We start from the raw sequence: 22,197 nt of genomic DNA, 5'->3' as shown, positions 1-22,197 counted from the left end.
CGACCACCGCCGCCTGGATCGCCACCGGCGTCTCGTTCGGCGAATGCAGCGGCCGGCGCGAGCGGTCCTCCAGGCCCGCCAGGCCCGCCGCGCGATAGCGCGCCAGCCAGCGATAGCCGACCGTCGGGCTGATCCCGAAGCGCCGGCACAGAGCGCGCTTGTTCGCCCCCTCCCGGCTCGCCAAAAGCACGAACTCCCGACGCTGCGACACGATCGACACCTCCTGCCAGGGCATCGAAAGCCTCCCTCATGAGACCCTCAATGCCGATCAGAATGCGTCCACCATGTCCCCGAACACCCGTCCACCATCTCTCCGGTCTATACAGCTTGTCGAAGGGTGAAGCGAAGCCGGCACGGGCGGTGCTGAATGGCTTCACCCTTCGACAAGCTCAGGGTGGAGCCATCTGGCGAGGCTAACGGCAGCCTCAGGCGGCGGCCGGCACGATGTGGTGGTCCCAGTGCAGGGCCTCGAGCGCCGGCGAGGCGACCGGGCGGCAGCGGCCGGCGACCGCCTCGAGCAGGAAGGTGCCGCCGACACCGCTGCTGGCCAGGAAGCCGCCCGCGGCGCCGGTCGCCGCGATGCCGCAGCCGTCGGCGATCGCCGCCGTGAAGACCGGCCTGGCGCTCTCGACCTCCCAGACCTGGATCGCTCCGCCGCGCGGGGACGACACGGCGAGGAATTCGCCCGAGGCGTCGAGCGTCGCGCTGCCGACGTAGCCCTCGAGGGCGCGCAGCGCCGCCTCCGGCGCCTCGAAGAGCCGCGGCGCCCTCGCCCCGGCCGCATGGGTGGCGACCAGCGGCACCAGGTCGCCGCGCGGCCCCTGGTACTGCATGGCGAAGGCGACCAGGCCGTCGGCGCGCACCGCCAGGTGGCGGATCGAGGCCAGGTGCAGCTCGGCCGGCAGGTGGACCTTGCCGAGCAGCCGGCCGTCGCGCCGGTCGAGGTAGGCCAGGGAGGGCTCCATGGTCGGGATGTTGAGCTTGATGCGCGGCAGGTCCGGCCGGGTCTGGATGCCGCCGTTGCAGACGGCCAGGGTCGTGCCGTCGGGCATCAGCCTGAGCTCGTGCGGGCCGATGCCGTGGCTCGGCAGCTCGGCGACCCGGCGGAAGCCGTCGCGCGCGTCATAGACGCCGAGCACGCCGCGCTCGGCGACGAAGTCGTTCTCCGAGAGATAGACCAGCCGGCCGTCGGGCGCGAAGGCGCCGTGGCCGTTGAAGCGCCGGTCGTCGCGGCAGGCCAGGGTCTCGACCAGGCGGCCGTCGCGCGGGTCGAAGACCACGGCGAAGCTGCCGGGCCGGCGCGAGAACTGCACCGCCCGGCTGCCGTCGGGCGAGACCGCCAGGGAGTGGCCGCGCTCGGGCAGCGGCACGCGGTAGGCGAGCCGGCCGTCGGCGGTGAAGGCCCCGGTGAAACACTGCCCGTCGTCGGCGGCGCAGCAGCTGAGGTAGAGGCGTCCGGACCGGGTCTCGGCCCGGGCCGCCCGGGGAGAGAGCAGCGGCGCCGCGGCCGCGCCGGCCGCGAGGCCGAGCAGGCGGCGCCGGCTGAGGGCGAAAGGGGCCACGGCCTCAGTCCCCGTCCATCGCGTTGAAGCCGATCGGCAGGCCGGTCGCCGGCGAGAAGCGGCTGCGGAGGATCTGCTTGATCGCGACCAGCTGGGTCAGCAGCTTGTCCACCGCCTTGCGTCGCTTCGGATCGACGACCGCCTCGGCGAGCGGCGGCTCGATGCCCTTCGCGGTCTCGACGGTCAGGCGGAAGGCCTTGCGCAGCAGCGGCTCCAGCTTCGGGTCGGCGCCGCTGCGGACGGCGAGATCGCCGAGGCCGGGTCCGCCCTCGCCTTCGTAGAGGCCCTGCAGCGCCTCCAGGTTGACGACGACGTTGCGCAGCGAGCGCCCGGGCGCGCGGGACTCCGCCAGCGCCGGCTTGGCCTTCTCGATCGAGGCGCCGGCGACCGGCTTGAGGCGGGCGTCGGAGATCAGCTCCAGGCCGTTGTAGAGGCTCTGGAAGAAGGCCAGCGTCGCCTCCTCGGCGCTCTCGAAATAGGGATTGTCCGGGCCCGGCTCGGCGACCGTCCTCGCGAAGTCGATCTTGCCGCCCTGCCATTCCTCGACGATGTCGGCGGCCATGGCCTTCATGTTGCAGGCGATGCGCGTCAGCAGGGCGCAGCGGAAGGCCGAGGGAGTCTCCTCCGCCCCCTCGCCGTAGAGCAGCACCTCGAGCGCCGGCAGCCCCTGGATCGCGGTGCTGGCGTTGCGGAAGTGCTGCTCCTCCAGGCTCGCCGGGTCGGCGGCGGCCAGCAGCTCGCCGGTCGCCTGGGCGATGCGGCCGCGGCCCTGGGGCCAGAAGTAGAGACGATAGGAGCGCATGAACAGCTCGACCGGCCCGAAGTGCAGGTGCTGCACGCCCATCCAGGCATCGACCGCCGCCTCGTCGGCCGCGCGCAGCGCCGCCAGGGTGCCGGCGCCGGGCGCCGCGCAGTAGCGCCCGGCTGCCGCGTCGAGCGCGGCCATCGCGGCGGCCATGACCTGGTAGCGCGGCACGACGTGGTGCTGGACCAGGGCATCGTTGACCCGCTGGTAGTCGGCCTCGCCCAGCGCGACCGCGGCCAGCGAGACCGGCGCCTCGGTCGCCCGCGCGGCCTGCAGGCCGGCGAGCAGCGCCGCGGCGAGCGCCGCCGGCAGGGCCAGCCGGCGAAGGGTCTGAAGGGAGCGGCTCATCGGAAAGGTCCTCGCAGCAGCGGAAAAGGGGGGCTAGAGGGACTTCAGGAAGGCGAGCAGGGCCGCGCGCTCGGCGGCCGGCAGGGCGACGACCCGCTGCTTCGCCGCCTCGGCCTCGCCGCCGTGCCAGAGGATTGCCTCCAGCAGGCTGCGCGCGCGGCCGTCGTGCAGGTAGTGGCCGGGCCCGTTGACCCTCTCGGTCAGACCGATACCCCAGAGCGGCGGGGTCCGCCACTCGCGGCCGCCGGCCAGGCCTTCCGGCCGGCCGTCCGCCAGGCCCTCGCCCAGGTCGTGGAGCAGCAGGTCGCTGTAGGGCCAGATCAGCTGGAAGGACTGCTCGGCACCGATCGAGTCGCGGCGCGTCACGAACTTCGGCCGGTGGCAGCCGATGCAGCCGGCCCGGTAGAAGACACGCTTGCCGGCCAGCACCTGCGGATCGTCGATGTCCCGGCGCGCCGGCACCCCGAGGTTGCGGCTGTAGAAGTCGACCTTCTCGACCATCTCCGGCGTCGCCTCGACGGGGAACGCCGCGGACTCGGCGCCGCTCGGCGCCTCGAGGCAGTCCGGCTGCCGCCCGCTGCAGTCGCCGGCCGGCCGGGGGTAGAGCGGGGTCGCGATGCCGATGTCGCCGAGGAAGGCGCTGGCAGTCTGCTGGGCGATGCTGGGCTGGCCGGCCTTCCAGCCGAAGCGGCCGAGCACGACCCGCCGCTCCTCGTCGCTCCAGACCGCGTTGGCCCTGCCGGAGATGCCGTCGCCGTCGGCATCCTCCGGGTCGGCGCCCGCCAGGATGTCCTCGGCCGGGATCGCCTCCAGCAGGCCGACGCCGATCATCGGCGGCGCCAGGCGCGGCGAGATCATGAGGTTCGGGTGCAACGGGCCGTAGGCCGGCTCGGCAATGCCGTAGCGCGGGCGGTGCAGCTCGACCACGGTGCCGTCGGCCAGCGTTACCGGCACGGGCTCGTAGGACAGGGTCATGCGGCCCTCGGCCCGCAGGCCCTGGACCGAGAAGGTCTGCAGCTGCTCGCCGTAGGTCGGCTCCGGCACGAACCGGATCCGCCGCTCGGCCAGCGCCTTGCGGTCGGCCGCGTTCTGGGGCGGCACGGAGAGCCGCAGGAACAGCGAGACCGCCGCCTCGCCCGGCACCGGCGGATGGCCGCGGCCGTCCTTCAGGTGGCAGCTCTGGCAGGAACGCGAATTGAACAGCGGCCCCAGGCCGTCGGAGGAGGTCGTCGAGCTGGGCGAGGAGACCCAGAACTTGCGGAAGATCGCGTTGCCGACCTTGAAGTCCAGCTCGCGCCGGAAGGTCATGTTCGCCGAGGGATGCGAGAAGCTGTCCTGGTTGAGGGTCGCGAAGACCGTCGCCGCGCCGCCGGGCCTGAGCTCGTACCGCTCGGGCCCGGAGAAGTCGGCCGTCGGCCGCGTCACCGCCGCGATGCGCGCCCGCTCGGCCGGGGTCCGGCCGCCCGCGCCGGCGGCTGGCAGACCCCCGGCGGCAACGAGCGACAAGAGCCCCGGTCCGAGGACCAGGGCGAGCGACAGGAAGAAGACCGCGAGGCGGGACGGCATGGTCATTCTGAACGGCGGCCGGAGGAACCGCCGGGGCCCGGAGGAAGGTAGGAACCGGGCCCCGGCGGAAAGGTATGGGCGAGCGGCCTACTGGAAGACCGCCTCCGGATTGTCCAGGCTGTCCGAGCCCTCGAAGGCGATCGGCTGCAGGCCGAGCGCGCCCACCGCCTTCTCCAGCGTCGCGGTCTGCACGGTCAGGCCGTCGATCACCTTCTGGACCACGGCGTTGCCCTCGGCGTTGTCGGGGCCGATCATCTGGTCGTAGGCCTCGACCGTCTCGCCGCGCCGCTTCATCGCGCTCGCTGCCGCCAGGGTCGCCTGCAGCTTCGCCGCCAGCTCCTGGTCGACCGCGGGCGCCGTCGCCTTCACCAGGTCGCCGACGCCGGGACCCGAGACCGTGCTGCCGTCGACCCGCCGGTAGGTGCCCGAGTAGACGTTCAGCATGCCGACGATGTCGTAGTAGTGGCTGTTGAAGGTGTTGTCCGAGAAGCAGTCGTGCTCCTCCTCGGGGTCGTGGAGCATCAGGCCGAGCTTCATGCGCTCGCCGGCCAGCTCGCCGTAGGACAGGCTGCCGATACCGGTCAGGATGGTCGCGACGCCGGCGTCGGGATCGCCCTCCAGCAGGGCCGCGCGGGCCGCGCCGCCCGCCGACCACTGGCCGGCCATCCAGGCCAGGTCGTCGACCAGCAGCCTGGTCGCGGTCGAGAGGTAGGCGGCCCGCCGCTCGCAGTTGCCGTGGCTGCAGGCGGCCCCCGTGGCGTAGTCGCTCCAGGGCCGGTTGCCGGCGCCGGGCCCGGTGCCGTTGAGGTCCTGGCCCCAGAGCAGGAACTCGACGGCGTGGTAGCCGGTCGCGACGTTGGCCTCGATGCCGGCCAGCTCCTGCAGCTTGTCCTGCAGCAGGGCCGGCGTGATGACCGTCGCGTCGATCGTCTCGCCGCCGATGGTGAGCTTCGGGTTGGCGATCAGGTCGGCGGCGTAGCCCGGGTTCTCGTCGGACTCCGTGCCGTAGGAGGCCGTGTCGACGTAGTCGATCAGGCCCTCGTCGAGCGGCCAGGCGTTCACCTTGCCCTCCCAGTCGTCGACGATCGTGTTGCCGAAGCGGAAGACCTCGGTCTGCATGTAGGGCACCCGCGCCGCGATCCAGGCCTGGCGGGCCGCCTTCATGGCCGCCTCCGAGGGCTGGGCGATCAGCGCCTCGACGGCCTGCTGCAGCGTCTTCGCGGTGGTCAGCGAGTCCGCGTAGCCGGCCTCGGCGATGTCGGCGTAGGTCGTCAGCACCGCCGCCTTGTCGGCCGCGGCGGCCGCGGCCTGGCCGGAGAGCGCGACGGCCATCAGTCCGCCCGCGAAGGCTCCCGCCGTCAGCATTGCCCGTCTCATGGTCACACTCCTTCTCTTCCCGCCCGGCACCCCCTGCCGGATCCTGTTCGGCGGGAAGGTGCCAGGAGTCAGATAGGATTGCAACTCATTCTCATTCGCGTGATGTCTGAGGCATCGAGTTCGAGCGTGCACATCCCGCAGGATCGCTGTCGGGTCCCGGACAAAGTGGACGATTGCCGACATCGCGGATCGGCCGCGTGACGAATGCCAGGCTCTGCCTGAACAAGCCATTGGCGAAACCGGCGAATCGGCAGACGTGGCGCTCTCCCGCCGGACCGCGCCTCAACGGTCCTGAAACAGAAGGCAGGACCTCTCAGACTGCGTGCCGAAAGGCGCAGGCATAGTGATCGGCCAGATCGAGCAGACCGAAGCCAACGGGCGGCACCACGCTCGCCCCGCTCAGCATCGGCAAGCGTCACCATCTTGCAGACGGTCTCGACACTGCCGCCCGCCCTCATGCTATTATCTGTGGCACTCCGGTCGACGTCGACATGAGCATCGGGAGGTTGGCGTGAATCAGGCAAGCGGCCAGACTGCCGAAGAGGCCGAGGTTGTGGATTTCCGATCTTTTGGCCCGATCCCGTCCCTTGGCCATTTCGGTCTGAAAAGCCGGGATCTGCATGCGGGACCGAACTCGAACTATACATCCTGCTCGACATGCAGCAACTGCCCATCCCGCGGAAACTGTCCCTCGGCGGCAGGGTGTCCGTCCTACAGCTGCTACTGAGCCCTGAAGGACAGCGAACAGCTGTCACGAAGGATGTCGATGGATCGACTGACGCAGCTGGCGGCAAAGCTCGAGCTGTCGCCGGAGCTGCTCAGCCAGTTCAAGAGGGACCATAGCGATCGGCTCCCCTCCACCCGCATCTCGGGTGTGACGGCGGATTGGATCGTTACCCTGCTCGCGAAGTCCGCCCAAACCACACCGGCGGAGTTCCACGACGCCGTCATCGCTGGTCTTCACGAAATTGCGGCCGAAGCCGAACCCGGAATCGTCCGAGATATCGCTGACATCTGCAGCTTCGACTCTCTGCTGCGTCAGGACTGCCAGATGCATGCCAGGCAGCTGGTCGACTGGCTGCATCGACAGAGCTCAGCCGGCTCCCGATTCATCGACTACTATCTCGGGACTGTGCAGCACTTCAATCGCCTGACCAGCCTGTCGATTGCGCGAGCCGCATATATTGCACGGGCCGTGAGGATTGTGCGAACCGCTCACCCTGCTTGGTCCGTCTCTGACGTGACCACTCCCACGACCGCCGACATACACGATCAAGGGGCTTCGGTATTCTCGTTCCGCTGCGGCCAAACGACGTTCTACTGCAAGCCAAGAAATGGGCTCACAGACCAATATTTCGAGGCTTTCCAGGACGAGATCATGGTGCCGTCCGGAGCAATCCGCATCGGGGTGCCCCCGACGATCAATGTCGGCGATCTATCTGTCCAGAAGGAATGCGTCTCCGTCACCCGGTCCGCTCACGGAAGTGTTGATCGTGAGATGGCGATAGAGCGATATGCGCGCCAGTGCGCGAACTTGCTCCTGAGCTGCTGGATCCTCGGTATCGGAGACATCAACGGTGAGAACTTCCGCATCTCAAGCGATGGGATAGTCGTCCTCGATACCGAAGCGGCCGCGATGACAGTCCTCGACCCGAGGCTCGAGGCCGACGCCTACTATGCCGTCAAGGCACGGATCCTGAACGACCTGTTCTCAGCAACCTGCATCCTGCCCTCGCCTGACCGCTACCAAAGCGGGCTCTTCGATTTCAGTATGGTTACGGAGTTCCTGCGCGCCTGGTGCCGAGACGCCTCGGAGACCGAACGCTTCTTCGCGACCCTCCTCCAGGAGGTCGGCGTCCTCCAGGAGGAACTGAGCAAGAAGACGGAGGTCGTGCGTTCGTTCCTGACCGATTCCGATCCCGATGACCGGATGTCGTTGCGGTTGGTTCCCCGGCCGACTGCCGACTATGTTCACCTCTTGAAGACTCTCAGCCACCCGGCCGTAGCGACGACACCGGACTCGCATATCGCCGTGCTTTCGGCGCTCCTCGAGTCCGCCAACGTGAATCCATGGATACGCGTCGTCGTTCGCTCGGAAATAGCCGCGATCGGCCAACTGACGATACCCGTATTTCACGTGACGTATCGCGGCCACGATCTCATCAGCGGCTCCGACGGCCCCATAGAAGGGTTCCTCGGACGCTCCGTTCAGTCCGAAGCCCTGGAGCGCATCGCCCGGGCCGCCGCCGTCTCGGGAGCCCAGCTGGAAGCCATTCGCCTGTCGGCGTTCACCGGAGCTGCTCTTTTCATGCCGGCTCCGATCATCGCCGCCCGAGGCCGATCGGCCGCAAGTGACGGCACACTCGAGGATGTGATCGAGGGCATTATCTCGCATTTGGACCGGACCGCCCTGACCGCGGAAGGGCACGTGTTCTTTCCCTCGCTGCGCAACCTGGAAGATCAGGTCAGCACCTGGGGTATCACTGGCCTGGATCTCTACGATGGGGTCAGTGGCGTTGCTCTGTTCCTCTCCGAGGCTCGGTCGGTTGAGCGATATGCCTCCCTGCCTGCTTTCCGGCGCCTATGGGAATGCGTCGAAGCGGGGATGGCCGACGCGATTGCCTCAGATCGGGACCTGCCCATAGGCCTTCTGAACGGGTTGGCCGGCATGCTTCTGACCTGTCATCGGATGGGCATGGTGCCGGAGATTCTCATTCCCCTTGCTCACAAGCTCGGGGATGCTGCCGTTGCTCAGAATTCAGGCGACATACAGGCTGACTTCTCCGTCGGCCTCGCAGGAGTCGTCTTCGCCCTATCCCACCTGCACGCGCTCGACGCCTCCCTGCAGGATCCAATCAGGGAACTCGGCAGACTCATGATGCGGGTGGATGGCGCCTCCCCAGATGGCGGGTTCCCGAACGAGATGTTCGATGGAAAGAGGCTGGGAGGCTTCGCCCATGGGGACGCTGGTATCGCTTACGGCCTCTGCCTCGCGGGCCACTTCGGTGGTGAAAGAGAGTGCTTCGATGCAGCCACGGCTGCCTTCGAACGGGAGTCTGGGCGCCTTCGGGATGGCCGGTACTTCGACGGCCGCTCGGCTGCTCCCTCCGCTCGGCCCCTAGGTTGGTGCTTCGGCGGTGCGGGATTGCATCTCGCCTACAGGTATTCATGTGATGCCCATGGCGGTTTACCGCTCTCGGAGGCCTTTGAACGCAGCCTTGAGACCTTCTTCGACCGATGTACCGTCGACACGGATGACTGGAACCTCTGCCACGGGCTCGGCATCTTCCTCGAGCCGGACCTGAACGGAACAGTTCCGGTCCGGCTCGAGGAATTCTTGGCCGCCCTGAAAGACGACGGGCCGCGTCAGGCGCGAGACGAACTGTCGTGGCGCGTGACCCCCAGTCTCTTCACTGGTCTATCTGGTGTCGGATACCTGTGCCTCAGGCGGCTCTATCCAGAGTGTATCCGAGGCCTCCTTGCAGCCCCTGAAATCCAGTCCGCAAGCGAGCGATGCCGTCCAGCCTGACATGAAGGACATGACCCGCCTGGAGCACCTCTTCTTCCACGGCTCCGAAGAGGGCATCCGCCGAATTGTCGGTGACGTCGACATCGGTGCTGCGATCTACGCGCCCGGGGGCGCGCAGTCGAATCTCTTGGTTTGGCAAGACTGGAAGCGGCGGGTCGCAATCCTTCTCGAGAATGGCGATCTCAGATCCTATGAGTTCGACCTCATCGTCAACGGCGAGGCGGAACACTCTCGCCGTCTACTCTCACCCGACGGCTCTCCTTCCGCTAAGGCCGTGAACGAGGCGGTCGGCGCGGGCGCAACCTTGAGACTGTTCGGTGTCGGCCGGTATGACATCGAGTGCGCCGAGCAGGTCGCCTTGCTCAAGCACGTGTTCGATATGCCGGTCTTCGCAAACCTCTACATGACACCGCCATTCGTCGGCGGCCTGCAGAAACATTTCGATCTGGACGACAGCCTCGTTGTTCAGGTCTACGGCCGCAAGACGTGGCTCCTGTATGAAGGGCCCGAGGAGAATCCGTTCCCCATCGACTACACGGATGTCACGGCAGATGACATCGATAGCCAGGAGACGCGCCGAATCACGCTCTCTGCCGGCGACGTCTTGTTCGTTCCCCAGGGCATCCCGCACAAGGCCGCAACGGAAGGCGAGGAATCGATCCACATCGTCTTCGGAATCGGGGTCAGACGGCCTCTGTCGGACCTTCGTGCGTTGCTCGAGGAATTCTGTCGGCAAGATCCGGACGCACGCCGTCCTATCCGCGACGGCAAGCCACTGCCCCCCGGACGCGCGGCCCAATTGACCGAACGATTCAGGAACTGGCTCCTGGCGAACGCAGATTGCCAGGCTGATCATCAGGACGGGGGCTCATGAGAGCGCAGCGATATTCTGGCGGCGGCGAGCTCGACGAGGTTTCCGTAGCGGTTGGAGGAAGCGGCTGAAGGGAGGTCTGCCAAGCCCCAAACAGGGTCGCAGCTTTCTCGCAAGCGCGGAACCTCATGCCTCTCCAGCGGCTGTTCCAGAATCGGCCTCCGGGGGCACGGGCGTCGCGGCTCGCTGGATCTCGGGTCGCTCCCTTTGCCAGCAGCAGCAGGGCTGCCGGGCAAAGTGGCGTCCGGGGAGGCGTGGAAGCTCCTCCCCTACGTCAGCCCGCCGTCGACCACGAACAGCTGCGAGCTGCAGGCCGAGGAGACGTCGGAGGCCAGGAACAGCACCATCTGCGCCACGTCCTCGGCGACCAGGCGGCGGTGCAGGCACTGCTCGGCCTGGATGCGGCGCTCGTCCTCGGGCGAGATCCAGAGGGCCAGCTGGCGCTCGGTGATGATGCAGCCGGGCACGATGGCGTTGACCCGGATGCCGGCGTCGCCGAGCTCGCGGGCGAGCGTGCGGGTCAGGCCCGCGACCGCGGCCTTGCAGCTCGAGTAGACCGCGAGATCGCGGATGCCCAGGCGCGGCGCCACCGAGCCGAAGGTGACGATCGAGCCGCGGCCGGCCCGCACCATGTGGCGGGCCGCGGCCTGGCTGGCGAAGAACTGGTGCTTGAGGTTGACCGCGACCGACCAGTCCCACTGCTCCTCGGTGACCTCGCCCGAGGCGATGCGCGTGTCGTTCGCGGCATTGTTGACCAGCACGTCGAGGCCGCCCTCGGCGGCGGCCAGCTCGTCGACCACCGCGGTCAGCGCCGTCGTGTCGGTGACGTCGCAGCGGCGGTACCGGGGGCGGCTGCCGGCCTCCGCCGCCAGGCGGTCGCAGAGCGCGGCGGCAGCCTCGTCCTGCAGGTCGACGAACCAGGTGCGCGCGCCCTGGCGGCAGAAGCCCTCGACCAGGGCGGCGCCGATGCCGCTCGCGCCGCCGGTGACCAGCACCGCCCTGCCCTCGAGGTCCGCGTAGCGCGCCGTCGCCAGGGCGCTCACGGCAGCCCCGCCCGGCGCCCCGCGCCCGGCCGCCAGCCCGATACAACCATTGCTGATCTCCTCCCATCGCGCGCCGCCCGCCGGCCCGCAACCGACGAGCCATCCTGAAGGCCCACTGACATATTAGTATCGGAGTTTGACAGCGAGCCCCGCTTGGATCAACGTCGGCCTCAGGTCCCAAGAAGGCGCCCAATGAACAGGCTGCCGGACAGGCAGCCGTGCGATCCGGGGAGGATACCATGAAGCTGCTTGTCGCGGCCGCCGCCGGCGCCGCTCTTCTCGCCCTCTCATCAACCCTTGCGCTTGCCGCCGATCCGCTGATCGTCGGCGTCAGCTGGTCGAACTTCCAGGAGGAGCGCTGGAAGACCGACGAGGCGGCGATCAAGGCGGCGCTGGAGAAGGCCGGCGCCCGGTACATCTCGACCGACGCCCAGAGCTCCTCGGCCAAGCAGCTGTCCGACGTCGAGAGCCTGATCTCGCGCGGCGCCAACGCGCTGATCATCCTGGCCCAGGACGCCGCGGCGATCGGCCCGGCGATCAACGCCGCCGACGCCGAGGGCATTCCGGTGGTCGGCTACGACCGGCTGATCGAGGACCCGCGCGCCTTCTACCTGACCTTCGACAACAAGGAGGTCGGACGCATGCAGGCCCAGGCGGTCTACGACAAGCAGCCCAAGGGCAACTACGTCTTCATCCTGGGCTCGCCGACCGACCCGAACGCCGACTTCCTGTTCTCCGGCCAGATGGAGGTGCTGAAGCCGGCGATCGACAAGGGCGACATCAAGGTCGTCGGCAAGCAGTACACCGACGGCTGGCTGCCGGCCAACGCCCAGCGCAACATGGAGCAGATCCTGACCGCGACGAACAATAAGGTCGACGCGGTGGTCGCCTCGAACGACGGCACGGCCGGCGGCGTCGTCGCGGCCCTGACCGCCCAGGGCATGCAGGGCATCCCGGTCTCCGGCCAGGACGGCGACCACGCCGCGCTCAACCGCGTGGCGCTCGGCACCCAGACCGTCTCGGTCTGGAAGGACGCCCGCGCCCTCGGCAAGCGCGCCGCCGAGATCGCCGTCGCGCTGGCCAAGGGCAAGAAGCTGTCCGAGATCGAGGGTGCCGAGAGCTGGACCAGCCCGAACGGCAAGACGCTGTCCTCGCAGTTCCTCAAGCCGGTGCCGATCACCCGGAAGAACCTGGACGTCGTGATCGACGCCGGCTGGATCACCAGGCAGGAGGTCTGCCAGGGCGTGCCGAAGGGCACGGTCGCGGTCTGCGGATAGGACAGGCAGGAGCGTTTGGCCCCCTCACCCCGCCCCTCTCCCCTGAGGGGAGAGGGAGGGACCCACGCGACAGCGTGGGAGGGTGAGGGGGCCCCACGCCCCGGCGCCCCGAGAGACAGCCGATGAAGTCCCTCTCCTCCCTCCTCGCGAAGACCGAGCTCAGCCCGCGGCTGGTCGGCATGCTGGCGGTGCTGGCGGCGATCTGGATCGGCTTCGACCTGGTTACCGACGGCCTCTTCGTGACGCCGCGCAACCTCTACAACCTGTCGGTCCAGACCGCCTCGGTCGCGGTCATGGCGACCGGCATGGTCTTCGTCATCGTGATGCGCCACATCGACCTCTCGGTCGGCTCGCTGCTCGGCGTCCTGGCCATGGTCATGGGCGTGGTGCAGACCCAGGTCCTGCCGTCCTGGCTCGGCTTCGAGAATCCGGCGACCTGGATGCTGACCCTGGCGGCCGGGCTGCTGCTCGGCCTCGCGATCGGCGGGCTGCAGGGCTACGTCATCGGCTTCCTGGGGGTGCCGGCCTTCATCGTCACCCTGGGCGGCCTGCTGGTCTGGCGCGGGGCCGCCTGGTGGGTGACGCAGGGGCAGACCGTGGCGCCGCTCGACAGCCGCTTCGTGCTGCTCGGCGGCGGGCCGGGCGGCACCCTGGGAGCGACCTGGAGCTGGGTCGCCGGCGGCCTCGCCATGGCCGCGGCGCTGCTCGCCATGGCCCGCTCGCGGCGCGGCCGGCGCAAGCACGGCTTCCCCTTGCGCCCGCTCTGGGCCGAGGCGCTGGTCGCCGGCCTGCTGGTCGCCGCGATCGCCGGCACGGTGCTGGTGCTCGACGCCTACGAGGTGCCGCAGCGCGCCGCCGAGCGGATCTGGCAGACGCGCGGCCTGGGGCCGCTGCCCGAGGGCTACGTCATGGTCCACGGCCTCGCGATCTCGGTGGTCATCGTCGTGGTCATCGCGATCGTCATGACCGTGGTCGGGCGCAGCACCCGCTTCGGCCGCTACGTCTACGCCACCGGCGGCAACCCCGACGCCGCCCAGCTGGCCGGCATCGACACGCGCCTGCTGACCGTCAAGGTCTTCGCCCTGATGGGCGCGCTCTGCGCGGTCAGCGCGGCGATCGCCTCGGCGCGCCTGCAGTCGGCGGCCAACGACCTGGGCACGCTCGACGAGCTGCGCGTCATCGCCGCGGCGGTGATCGGCGGCACCTCGCTGGCCGGCGGCGTGGGCACGATCTACGGCGCGATCATCGGCGCCCTAGTCATGCAGAGCCTGCAGAGCGGCATGGCCATGGTCGGGGTCACCGCCTCGCTGCAGTCGATCGTGATCGGCGTCGTGCTGGTCCTGGCGGTCTTCGTCGACCAGCTCTACCGGCGCGGCCGCGAGGAGTGAGCATGGCGGAAGGCCCGACCCCGCTCGTCGAGATGCGCGGCATCGAGGTCGCCTTCGGCGGCGTCAAGGCGGTCGACGGCGTCAGCCTCGACCTCTACGCCGGCGAGGTCGTCGGCCTGCTCGGCCACAACGGCGCCGGCAAGTCGACCCTGATCAAGGTGCTCTCGGGCGCCGTCCCGGCGCGCGCCGGCGAGATCCTGATCGACGGCGCGGCGGTGCGCATCGCCAGCCCCCAGGACGCCCGGCGCCACCGCATCGAGACGATCTACCAGACCCTGGCCCTGGCCGATAACCTCAACGCCGCCGCCAACCTGTTCCTTGGCCGCGAGCTGACGACGCCGACCGGCCTGCTCGACGAGGAGCGCATGGAGGCCGAGACTCGGCGCATCCTGGCCCGGCTCAACCGCAACTTCGACCGCTTCTCGACGCCGGTGCGCTCGCTCTCGGGCGGCCAGCGCCAGTCGATCGCGATCGCCCGCGCGGTGCACTTCGACGCCCGCATCCTGATCATGGACGAGCCGACCGCGGCGCTCGGCGTGCAGGAGACCGCGATGGTCGCCGAGCTGGTCCGCCAGCTGAAGGCCGAGGGCATCGGCATCTTCCTGATCAGCCACGACATCCACGACGTCTTCGACCTCTCCGACCGGGTCACCGTCCTGAAGAACGGCCGCCTGGTCGGCACCCGCCGGGTCGCCGAGACGACCCAGGACGAGGTCCTGGCCATGATCATCCAGGGCGAGCCGCCCTCTTCCTCCCGTCATCCCCGCGAAGGCGGGGATCCATAGGGACTCGAACCTGAGCACGGAGAGGCGTTGGCGCCCACCGGCACCTCACTCTGGATCCCCGCCTTCGCGGGGATGACGAGAAAGAAGAGCAAGAACAAACAGCTACCCCTCACTCTCCGCCGTTCGCCGCCTCGCTGCCGACCACGACGTCGAGCAGCTCCGTGGTGATCTCGGACTGGCGCAGGCTGCGGGCGTCGCGCTCCAGGCCGTCGATCTTCTCCTCGATGTTGCGCGCGGCCTGCTGCATGGCGGCGACCCGGGCGGCGTTCTCGGCGGCCAGGGCCTCGACCAGGGCGCGGGTCAGCTCGGCGCCGACCCAGGCCTCGGCGATGCGCTCGACCAGCCGTCCGGCCGGCAGGTTGACCAGCGGCGGCACGGCCGAGGCGGCGGGGCGCGCCAGGGCCGGATCGACCGGGAAGAGGCGCTCGCGCACGACCTCGGTCAAGCCGCCCTCCTGGCTGCGCGCGTGCAGCATCTCGACCGCCGCGATGTCGCCCTCGGCCAGGCGCCGGAACAGCGCCTCGGCGATGCGGTCGGCGCTGCGCGCGACCAGCGGCAGGTGGCTCGGCATGGCCGCGGACCAGTCGGCCGGCAGGCCGCGCTGGGCGGCGAGCTGGCCGCCGCGGGTGCCGACCACGAAGAGCGCGGCCGGCGGCGCAGGGTCGAGCGCCGCCTCGACGAGCGGCTCGTTGAAGGTGCCGACGAAGCCCTGCTCGGCCAGGAACAGCACCAGGGCGCGCGGCCCCGGCGGCAGGGAGTCCGGCGCCGGCGGCGGGGCCGGCAGCAGCGGCAGGGCCTCGCCGAAGGCGGTCAGGATGGTGTCGGCGAAGACCGAGATGCCGGCCAGAGCGCCGCGCGCCTGCTCGCGCCGCGCCGCCGCCATGCCGCGCATCGCCGTGACCATGTCGTGCAGCTCCTTGATCGAGGCGATGCGCGCCTCGAGGTCGGCGAGCCGGCCGGTCATCCGGCGGCCTCCGCCGCCGGCTCGGCCGGCGCGGCCGCGCCCGCCGGCGCCGAGCCGGCGATCTCCGCGACCAGGGCGGCCGTGCGCTCCAGCAGCGCCGCCTTGGCGGCTTCGTCCGAGGCCTCGACGGGCGGTCCGGTCAGGGCCTCGGCGAGACGCACGCGGAAGCGGGCGATCTGCCCGGGCGTCAGGGCGTCGAGCTGGCCGGCGCCGAGCGCCAGCAGCAGGGCGACCTGGGTCGTCTCGCCGAGCGGCGCGTACTGGTCCTGGGCCAGCACCGCGCGGATCCGCCGGCCGTGCTCCAGGGTGCGCCGGGTGCGCGGGTCGGAGACCGTGCCGAAGCGCGAGAACAGCTCCAGCTCCAGGAACTGGGCATAGTCGAGCCTGAGCCCGGCCGCCGCGGCGCGCAGCGCCGGGCGCTGGGTCTTGCCGCCGACCCGCGAGACGCTGCGGCCGACGTCGACCGCCGGCTTCTGGCCCTCGCCGAACAGGCGCGCGTCGAGATAGATCTGGCCGTCGGTGATCGAGATCAGGTTGGTCGGGATGTAGGCGGTCAGGTTGCCGGCCTGGGTCTCGGCGACCGGCAGGGCGGTCAGCGAGCCGCCGCCCCGTTCCTTCGACAGCTTGGCGGCGCGCTCGAGCAGGCGGGCGTGCAGGTAGAAGACGTCGCCGGGAAAGGCCTCGCGGCCCGGCGGCTGGCGCAGCAGCAGGCTGATCTGGCGGTGCACCGCGGCGTGCTTGCTCAGGTCGTCGACCACGACCAGCGCGTCCTCGCCGCGGTCGCGGAAGAACTCGGCGATCGAGAAGCCGGCGAAGGGCGCCAGCCACTGCTGGCCGGGCGGCGCGTCGGCCTCGGCGACGACGAAGACCGTGCGCTCCGCGTTGCCGTGGCTGCGCACCGCGTCGATGACCCGGCCGACGCTCGACGAGCGCTGGCCGACCGCGACGTAGACCGAGACGACGCCGCTGTCCTTCTGGTTGATGATCGTGTCGACGGCCAGCGCCGTCTTGCCGGTCGAGCGGTCGCCGATGATCAGCTCGCGCTGGCCGCGGCCGATCGCGAAGAGGCCGTCGATCACCGTCAGGCCGGTCTCCAGCGGCACCTTGACGAGGTCGCGCTCGATGATCCCCGGCGCCGGCTGCTCCATCGGCGCGAAGCGCTCGCCGCGGATCGCCGGACCGCCGTCGAGCGGCCGGCCGAGCGGGTCGACGATGCGGCCGAGCAGCGCCTCGCCGACCGGCAGGCTGGCGACCCGTCCGGTCGCCTGCACCAGGTCGCCGGCCTCGAGCGCGCCCGGCGGGTCGAGCAGCACGCAGCCGATGCGCTCGGCGTCGAACGTCCAGGCCAGGCCGACGACCCCGCCCGGGAAGGCCAGCAGCTCCTCGGCGCGCGCGCCGTCGAGCCCTGAGACCAGGGCGATGCCGTCGCCGATCCGCTCGACCCGGCCGGTCTCCTCCAGGCGCGGCCCGGCCGGCTTCTCGGCGAGCCGCCGCTCGGCCGAGCGGCGCCAGTCGGCGAGCGCCGCGCCCAGGGGCGCGCCGGTGCCGCCGTCAGGGCTGGACGGGGACGTCATCGCGCGCGATCTCCGCCAGGGCCTGCTCCAGGCCGTGCTGCCAGCTGTGGCGCAGCGCCAGGTGCGGGAAGCGCAGCTCCAGCCCCTCGATCAGCTCGGGCTCGACCGCCGTCAGCAGCGGCACCGGACGGCCGAGGATCTCCGCCAGGCGCTTCTCGGCGGCCGCCTTCTCCGCCTCCGGCAGGGGCTCGGCGGTCGCCAGCACCGCCGGGCCCTGGTCGAGCGAGGCCAGCAGGGCCTCGCGCTCGGCCGGCTCCAGCCCGGCCAGGGTCGCGAAGGCCCGCTCACCCAGCGTCCGGCGCAGCTCGGCGGAGCCGGCCTCGGCGAGCAGGTGGCGGGCGATCGCGACGGCCAGGCGGCCGGCCTCCTGGCGCAGCTCGCCCTCGACCGCGCGGCGCTCGCCGGCCAGCCGCTTGCGGCCCTCCTCGAGCAGCGCCGCCGCTTCGTCGCGCGCCTTGGCGAGCAGGGCCTCGCGCTCGGTCCTGGCGGCCTCGCGCGCCTCGGCCAGCGCCGCCTCCTTGCGGCCGGCCAGGGCCTTCTGCTCGTCCTCCAGCCGGCTGCGCAGGGCCTCGGCCGCGCCGCGCGCCGAGCGCGCCGCCTCGACCTCCTGCGCCGTCGCCGCCTTGCGCCGGTCGATCGCGGCGAGCAGCGGCCGGTAGGCGAAGCGCTGCAGCAGGAACGCGAGCACCAGGAAGTTGACGATCTCGAAGCCGAAGGTCCAACCGTCGAAGGCCATGAGGGCGGCTCCGGTCCTCAGCCGTGGACGAAGGGATTGGCGAAGAGCGCGAGCAGCGCCACGACCAGGCAATAGATCGCCATGGTCTCGATCATCGCGAGGCCGACGAAGAGCGTGCGCGCCAGCACGCCCGAGGCCTCGGGCTGGCGGGCGATCGCGTCCATCGCCGCGGCGACCGCGCGGCCCTCGGCCAGGGCCGGGCCGATCGCGCCGAAGGAGACGGCGAGCCCGGCGACCAGGAGGCTGATCATCTCGACTGTCATGTGTTTGCTTCCTTTCCCGTTGAGGACGGCGCGGCGTCAGCCGGCCTCGCCGCCCTGGCCGACCGCGGCGCCGATGAAGACCGCGGCCAGCACCGTGAAGATGTAGGCCTGGATGACGCCGACCAGCGCCTCGAGGGCGAGCAGCGGCACCGGCACCAGGAGCCCGACCAGGGCGACCGCCAGCCCGATCATGAAGCCGCCGCTCATGATGTTGCCGAACAGGCGCACCGCCAGGGCCAGCGTGCGCGTGAACTCGGCCAGCACGTTGAGCGGCAGCATCAGCCAGAAGGGCTTGGCGAAGCGGCCGAGGTAGCCGGCCAGGCCGTGCGCCCGGATGCCGTAGAGGTGGACGGCGAAGAACACCACGACGGCCAGCGCCGCCGTCGTCTCGATGTGCCCGGTCGGCGCCTCCAGGCCGGGGAACAGCTCGACCAGGTTGGCGCAGAGCAGGAACAGGAACAGCGTGCCGAGCAGCGGCAGGAAGGGCCGCGCGTCCTCGATCCGCATGGTGTCGCGGATCTGCTCCTCGATGGTCTCCAGCAGGACCTCGACGGCGGTGCGCAGGCGGCCCGGCTCGTCCTGATCCGGCCGCCGCGCCAGCAGCCAGCCGCCGGCGGCGAGCAGCAGGGTGATGGCGAAGGAGATGACCACCGGCCGGCTGACCGGCACCGGTCCGAGCTGGAACAGCACGGTCGTGGTCAGCGGCGATTCGATCACGAGCCGGCCCCCAGGCGCTTGACGTCGCGCCGCACGATGACCAGCCGCGCCAGCAGGAAGCCGAGGAACAGCGCGCCGAGCGGCGCCGCCCCCTGCCGGGCCGCCAGCCAGAAGAGAACCCCGGCCAGGGCCAGGCGGCCGAGCTGCAGGGCCAGCGCCCGGCCGGCGCCGCCGCCGCCCAGGTAGAGCTCGGCGACCCGGCGCAGGCTGGCGAAGAAGGCCCAGCCGACCAGCCCGCCGAGCGGCAGCCAGGGCAGTGCGGCGAGGATCTGTTCCTGCGTCATGGCTGGTGCATCCTGCGCCAGGCCAGCCAGCCGCCCGCGACGACGCCGAGGAACAGCAGCCCCGCGCTCCAGGAGATGCCGGTGCCGAAGCGATGGTCGAGCAGCCGGCCGAGGAACAGCCCGGCCAGGGTCGGCGTCACGATCAGCCAGCCGAGCGCGCCGATCATGGCGATGTTCTGGCCGATCGAGCGCTCGCCATGGCGCCGCCCGAAGGCATCGAGCTTGCGGCGCTCGCGCACCGGCCCGGCCAGGTCGAAGTCCTCCTCGTCCCTGCGCTTCTCGCCCGCCACGGCTCAGTCCCCGTTTCCGCGTGCCGGAACACGAAGGATGCGTCGCTCTCCTTCGGTATCGCCGCGTCCTCCTCCGTCAACCCCGCCCCCTCTTTCGTCATCCCCGCGAAAGCGGGGATCCAGAGGAAAGGGCCGCCCGCGCGAACGGTCCGCGGCCGGCACCTGCCGCGTCGTCCTCTGGATCCCCGCTTTCGCGGGGATGACGGGATAAGCGGCGGCGACCACCCAGGAGGGGGCCGAGACAACGAGCGGTCGGATGGCCGTCATCGCAGCTCTTCCCCGAAAGCCCCGCCCGCTTCGCCGCTCAGCGCCCGGCGCTCGCCGCGCAGGTAGCCGAGCATCCGGCGGATCACCGCGATCTCGATGCGCTGCGCCTCGGCGCGCGCGCAGGCCTCCTCCTCCTTCAGGGCCCCGGTCTCGGCGACGACCCGGCGCTCCAGCGCATCGAGGTCGTCACCGACCACGGCTTCGGGCGCGGCGATCGCGACCTCGTGGCCGCCGCGCATCGCCAGGATGCCGTTGCGCACGACGCAGTGCCCCTCGGCGCCGTCGCGCTCGCGCCAGGAGACCACCGAGGGTCCCAGCGCGGTGACGAAGTCGGCATGGCGCTCCAGCAGGCCGAAGCTGCCGGTCGCGTCCTGGGCGCGCACCTGGCCGACGCCGTCGCGCTCGACGACCAGGGCGAAGGGCGTGGAGATCACCAGCCTCATGCCGCCGCCTCGCCTTCCGCTTCGGCCCTGTCCTCGGCCTTCGCCGCGCGCTCGAGCGCCTCGGCCTCCTCGACGGTGCCGAGCATGTAGAGCGAGGTCTCGGCCCAGTCGTCGGCCTTGCCGTCGAGGATCGCCCGGCACCCCTTCAGGGTCTCGGCCAGCGGCACGACCTTGCCGGCGCGGCCGGTGAAGGCCTCGGTCACGGTGAAGGGCTGGGTCAGGAAGCGCATCAGGCGCCGGGCGCGCCCGACGACCCGCCGGTCGGCGGCCGAGAGCTCCTCGATGCCGAGCAGGGCGATGATGTCCTGCAGCTCGCGATAGTGCGCGATGGTCGCCCGGACCTCCTCGGCCAGGCGGTAGTGCGCCTCGCCGACCACCGAGGGGTCGAGCAGCACCGAGGTCGAGGCCAGCGGGTCGATCGCCGGATAGAGCCCCTCGGCGGCGAGCGAGCGCGACAGCACGATCGAGCTGTCCAGGTGCGAGAAGATCTCGGCGACCGCCGGGTCGGTGAAGTCGTCGGCCGGCACGTAGACCGCCTGGATCGCGGTGATCGAGGCGCTGCGCGTCGAGGCGATGCGCTCCTCCAGCTCGGCGACCTCGGTCGCGAGCGTCGGCTGGTAGCCGACCCGCGAGGGCAGCCGGCCGAGCAGGCCGGAGACCTCCATGCCGGCCTGGATGAAGCGGTAGGCGTTGTCCATCAGCAGCAGCACGTCGCGGCCCAGGCCGTCGCGGAACTCCTCGGCCATGGTGACGGCGGCAAGGCCGACGCGCCAGCGTGCGCCGGGCGGCTCGTTCATCTGGCCGAAGATCAGCGCGGTGCGGTCGAGCACGCCAGAGTCGGTCATCTCGAGCAGAAGCTCGTGGCCCTCGCGCGAGCGCTCGCCGATGCCGGCGAAGATCGACAGGCCGCTGTACTTCTCGGCGACCGTGCGGATCAGCTCCATGATCAGCACGGTCTTGCCGACCCCGGCGCCGCCGAACAGCCCGGCCTTGCCGCCGCGCGCCAGCGGCGCCAGCAGGTCGATCACCTTGATGCCGGTCTCGTAGAGCTCGCGGCCGACCGGGCGCTCGGTCAGGGCCGGCGGATGGGCGTGGATCGGATGCCGGGGCGTGCCGCCGGGCAGCGGCCGGCCGCCGTCGCCGATCCGGCCCCGCACGTCGATCAGGCGGCCGAGCACGGCCTCGCCGACCGGGATCGTCAGCGGCGCGCCGGTCGCGCGCACCGAGGCGCCGCGCGGCAGGCCGGCGGTCGAATCCAGGCAGATCGCACGCACGCTCGCCTCGTCGAGATGGGCCTCGACCTCGGCCAGCAGCGCAGCGCCCCGGTCCGGCAGCAGGACATCGAGCGCCTCGCCGATCGCCGGCAGCCGCCCGGCCGGGAAGGCGACGTCGAGCACGGAGCCGCGCACGGCCTTGACCCGACCCGCCGGGGCCGGCCCCGGCGGCAGGCCGTCCTGCCCGTCGACTTCCTGTGCATCGCCCATCGTTCGATCCTGCCAGGCAGCATACACGCCCCGCGCCGCCCAGTGCCCTCGGCGATGCGGCACGCCAGATGGATGCTAGGAAGCGCCCGGCCGGGCGGCTTTGCGATAGCGCAAGCCGGCCTGCGCCGCCTCGCATGCGGAAGCCGCCGAGCCTCGATTCATTTCGCTTGGAGACGAACCCGGGGATTTCCGCAAGGCCTCCGGAGGAAATTCCCGCCTGACGAGAGAAAGATCCTGCGACACACCCCGCAGGCCCGTTTCACGGCATTCCAGGAGAACAGGGGGTCCATCAGGGCCAGGAGCGGCGCCGCGGTTGCGGCGCTGGCGGTCGTCCTGCCCACCGGCGGCGACTTCGCCCGGGTTTCGCTTTCCGACGAGCAAGCGAGCCTCGACGAGCGCCCCGCACAGGCCGAGCAGGTTGCGGTCGACATCAAGGGTGCCCGATAAAGACAACCCGGTCGCGCCGGCCGGCACGGCCGGGCACTCCTCTCTGATTAACATTTCAATTACTATCTTTATTTGTGCACTTGCGAGAAATCGACACTTCTGAACAAGAATAGATAGATTTCACTTGAATCACTTGGAACCGATCTGATACGTCACGATTGCGGCCGGTGGGGGGTT

20 protein-coding genes are annotated in these 22,197 nt (G+C 70.7%); 5 read left to right on the top strand and 15 right to left on the bottom strand.

Annotated features, from left to right (window positions below; translation table 11 throughout):
• The 5 genes from B9O00_RS29765 to B9O00_RS29745 all read right to left on the bottom strand — a co-directional run.
• The coding region (locus B9O00_RS29765) for a helix-turn-helix domain-containing protein (RefSeq protein ID WP_143596371.1) at positions 1–235 on the bottom strand (235 nt) is incomplete at its 3' end.
• A gap of 190 nt (positions 236–425) precedes the next feature.
• Entirely contained in the window at positions 426–1,562 is a 1,137-nt protein-coding gene (locus B9O00_RS29760) for a DUF1513 domain-containing protein (protein ID WP_085126672.1), read from the bottom strand.
• 4 nt (positions 1,563–1,566) lie between these two features.
• Positions 1,567–2,715, bottom strand: coding sequence for an imelysin family protein (locus tag B9O00_RS29755; protein WP_085126670.1), 1,149 nt, complete (start codon positions 2,713–2,715; stop codon positions 1,567–1,569).
• Positions 2,716–2,748: 33 nt separating this feature from the next.
• Positions 2,749–4,281 carry a di-heme oxidoreductase family protein gene (locus tag B9O00_RS29750; protein WP_085126677.1) on the bottom strand — a complete coding sequence of 511 codons (1,533 nt, stop codon included), beginning with the start codon at positions 4,279–4,281 and terminating at the stop codon, positions 2,749–2,751.
• A gap of 87 nt (positions 4,282–4,368) precedes the next feature.
• Positions 4,369–5,658 carry an imelysin family protein gene (locus B9O00_RS29745; RefSeq protein WP_085126668.1) on the bottom strand — a complete coding sequence of 430 codons (1,290 nt, stop codon included), beginning with the start codon at positions 5,656–5,658 and terminating at the stop codon, positions 4,369–4,371.
• A 766-nt stretch (positions 5,659–6,424) separates the two neighbouring features.
• Between B9O00_RS29745 and B9O00_RS29740 the strand changes: the two genes are divergently transcribed.
• Together B9O00_RS29740 and B9O00_RS29735 are read left to right on the top strand one after the other, a co-directional pair.
• Positions 6,425–9,187 carry a DUF4135 domain-containing protein gene (locus B9O00_RS29740; protein WP_159460374.1) on the top strand — a complete coding sequence of 921 codons (2,763 nt, stop codon included), beginning with the start codon at positions 6,425–6,427 and terminating at the stop codon, positions 9,185–9,187.
• 10 nt (positions 9,188–9,197) lie between these two features.
• Positions 9,198–10,061, top strand: a complete 864-nt coding sequence (locus tag B9O00_RS29735; protein ID WP_159460373.1) for a JmjC domain-containing protein — start codon at positions 9,198–9,200, stop codon at positions 10,059–10,061.
• A gap of 266 nt (positions 10,062–10,327) precedes the next feature.
• Here the strand turns inward: B9O00_RS29735 and B9O00_RS29730 are convergent, their stop codons facing one another.
• Positions 10,328–11,101 carry an SDR family NAD(P)-dependent oxidoreductase gene (locus B9O00_RS29730; protein WP_089229848.1) on the bottom strand — a complete coding sequence of 258 codons (774 nt, stop codon included), beginning with the start codon at positions 11,099–11,101 and terminating at the stop codon, positions 10,328–10,330.
• Between the two features lie 239 nt (positions 11,102–11,340).
• Between B9O00_RS29730 and xylF the strand changes: the two genes are divergently transcribed.
• The 3 genes from xylF to B9O00_RS29715 all read left to right on the top strand — a co-directional run bounded on the left by xylF (position 11,341) and on the right by B9O00_RS29715 (position 14,551).
• The gene (xylF, locus tag B9O00_RS29725; RefSeq protein WP_085126662.1) at positions 11,341–12,378 is read left to right on the top strand and encodes a D-xylose ABC transporter substrate-binding protein; all 1,038 of its coding nucleotides are present in this window, start codon (positions 11,341–11,343) and stop codon (positions 12,376–12,378) included.
• A 122-nt stretch (positions 12,379–12,500) separates the two neighbouring features.
• Positions 12,501–13,766: a sugar ABC transporter permease gene (locus B9O00_RS29720; RefSeq protein ID WP_085126660.1), complete on the top strand. Its 1,266-nt coding sequence runs from the start codon at positions 12,501–12,503 to the stop codon at positions 13,764–13,766.
• Between the two features lie 2 nt (positions 13,767–13,768).
• A complete protein-coding gene (locus tag B9O00_RS29715; RefSeq protein ID WP_085126658.1) occupies positions 13,769–14,551 on the top strand; it encodes an ATP-binding cassette domain-containing protein in 783 nt (260 codons plus the stop codon).
• A 109-nt stretch (positions 14,552–14,660) separates the two neighbouring features.
• On the opposite strand, the gene B9O00_RS29710 is transcribed toward B9O00_RS29715, so the two are convergent.
• From B9O00_RS29710 to atpD, 9 genes are all read right to left on the bottom strand, one after another.
• Positions 14,661–15,515 (bottom strand): F0F1 ATP synthase subunit gamma, encoded by an 855-nt coding sequence (locus B9O00_RS29710; protein ID WP_085126656.1) that lies wholly within the window; start codon positions 15,513–15,515, stop codon positions 14,661–14,663.
• Positions 15,512–17,089, bottom strand: a complete 1,578-nt coding sequence (locus tag B9O00_RS29705) for a F0F1 ATP synthase subunit alpha (RefSeq protein ID WP_085126654.1) — start codon at positions 17,087–17,089, stop codon at positions 15,512–15,514. Before B9O00_RS29705 ends, B9O00_RS29710 begins: the two co-directional genes overlap by 4 nt.
• Positions 17,067–17,825: a F0F1 ATP synthase subunit B family protein gene (locus B9O00_RS29700; protein WP_085126652.1), complete on the bottom strand. Its 759-nt coding sequence runs from the start codon at positions 17,823–17,825 to the stop codon at positions 17,067–17,069. Before B9O00_RS29700 ends, B9O00_RS29705 begins: the two co-directional genes overlap by 23 nt.
• A 17-nt stretch (positions 17,826–17,842) precedes the next feature.
• Positions 17,843–18,088 carry a F0F1 ATP synthase subunit C gene (locus B9O00_RS29695; RefSeq protein WP_085126650.1) on the bottom strand — a complete coding sequence of 82 codons (246 nt, stop codon included), beginning with the start codon at positions 18,086–18,088 and terminating at the stop codon, positions 17,843–17,845.
• A 36-nt stretch (positions 18,089–18,124) separates the two neighbouring features.
• A complete protein-coding gene (atpB, locus tag B9O00_RS29690; protein ID WP_085126647.1) occupies positions 18,125–18,805 on the bottom strand; it encodes a F0F1 ATP synthase subunit A in 681 nt (226 codons plus the stop codon).
• Complete coding sequence (locus B9O00_RS29685) at positions 18,802–19,089, bottom strand: N-ATPase subunit AtpR (RefSeq protein ID WP_085126645.1); 288 nt, start codon at positions 19,087–19,089, stop codon at positions 18,802–18,804. The genes atpB and B9O00_RS29685 overlap by 4 nt, the downstream gene beginning before the upstream one ends.
• Positions 19,086–19,379: an AtpZ/AtpI family protein gene (locus tag B9O00_RS29680; RefSeq protein ID WP_085126643.1), complete on the bottom strand. Its 294-nt coding sequence runs from the start codon at positions 19,377–19,379 to the stop codon at positions 19,086–19,088. The genes B9O00_RS29685 and B9O00_RS29680 overlap by 4 nt, the downstream gene beginning before the upstream one ends.
• Before the next feature lie 263 nt (positions 19,380–19,642).
• Positions 19,643–20,089: a hypothetical protein gene (locus B9O00_RS29675; RefSeq protein ID WP_085126641.1), complete on the bottom strand. Its 447-nt coding sequence runs from the start codon at positions 20,087–20,089 to the stop codon at positions 19,643–19,645.
• Positions 20,086–21,573 carry a F0F1 ATP synthase subunit beta gene (atpD, locus tag B9O00_RS29670; protein ID WP_085126639.1) on the bottom strand — a complete coding sequence of 496 codons (1,488 nt, stop codon included), beginning with the start codon at positions 21,571–21,573 and terminating at the stop codon, positions 20,086–20,088. The genes B9O00_RS29675 and atpD overlap by 4 nt, the downstream gene beginning before the upstream one ends.
• Positions 21,574–22,197: the final 624 nt, after the last annotated feature.

It is taken from the genome of Tistlia consotensis USBA 355 (assembly GCF_900177295.1).
Taxonomy (GTDB): domain Bacteria; phylum Pseudomonadota; class Alphaproteobacteria; order Kiloniellales; family DSM-21159; genus Tistlia; species Tistlia consotensis.
This window is presented reverse-complemented; position numbering and strand designations above follow the sequence as displayed.

Bases quoted from the DNA above. Each gene is read 5' to 3' on its own strand.
- B9O00_RS29755 (WP_085126670.1), bottom strand. From the start codon at position 2,715: ATGAGCCGCTCCCTTCAGACCCTTCGCCGGCTGGCCCTGCCGGCGGCG.
- B9O00_RS29750 (WP_085126677.1), bottom strand. From the start codon at position 4,281: ATGCCGTCCCGCCTCGCGGTCTTCTTCCTGTCGCTCGCCCTGGTCCTC.
- B9O00_RS29745 (WP_085126668.1), bottom strand. From the start codon at position 5,658: ATGAGACGGGCAATGCTGACGGCGGGAGCCTTCGCGGGCGGACTGATG.
- B9O00_RS29740 (WP_159460374.1), top strand. From the start codon at position 6,425: ATGGATCGACTGACGCAGCTGGCGGCAAAGCTCGAGCTGTCGCCGGAG.
- B9O00_RS29735 (WP_159460373.1), top strand. From the start codon at position 9,198: ATGACCCGCCTGGAGCACCTCTTCTTCCACGGCTCCGAAGAGGGCATC.
- xylF (WP_085126662.1), top strand. From the start codon at position 11,341: ATGAAGCTGCTTGTCGCGGCCGCCGCCGGCGCCGCTCTTCTCGCCCTC.
- B9O00_RS29720 (WP_085126660.1), top strand. From the start codon at position 12,501: ATGAAGTCCCTCTCCTCCCTCCTCGCGAAGACCGAGCTCAGCCCGCGG.
- B9O00_RS29715 (WP_085126658.1), top strand. From the start codon at position 13,769: ATGGCGGAAGGCCCGACCCCGCTCGTCGAGATGCGCGGCATCGAGGTC.
- B9O00_RS29710 (WP_085126656.1), bottom strand. From the start codon at position 15,515: ATGACCGGCCGGCTCGCCGACCTCGAGGCGCGCATCGCCTCGATCAAG.
- B9O00_RS29705 (WP_085126654.1), bottom strand. From the start codon at position 17,089: ATGACGTCCCCGTCCAGCCCTGACGGCGGCACCGGCGCGCCCCTGGGC.
- B9O00_RS29700 (WP_085126652.1), bottom strand. From the start codon at position 17,825: ATGGCCTTCGACGGTTGGACCTTCGGCTTCGAGATCGTCAACTTCCTG.
- B9O00_RS29695 (WP_085126650.1), bottom strand. From the start codon at position 18,088: ATGACAGTCGAGATGATCAGCCTCCTGGTCGCCGGGCTCGCCGTCTCC.
- B9O00_RS29685 (WP_085126645.1), bottom strand. From the start codon at position 19,089: ATGACGCAGGAACAGATCCTCGCCGCACTGCCCTGGCTGCCGCTCGGC.
- B9O00_RS29675 (WP_085126641.1), bottom strand. From the start codon at position 20,089: ATGAGGCTGGTGATCTCCACGCCCTTCGCCCTGGTCGTCGAGCGCGAC.
- atpD (WP_085126639.1), bottom strand. From the start codon at position 21,573: ATGGGCGATGCACAGGAAGTCGACGGGCAGGACGGCCTGCCGCCGGGG.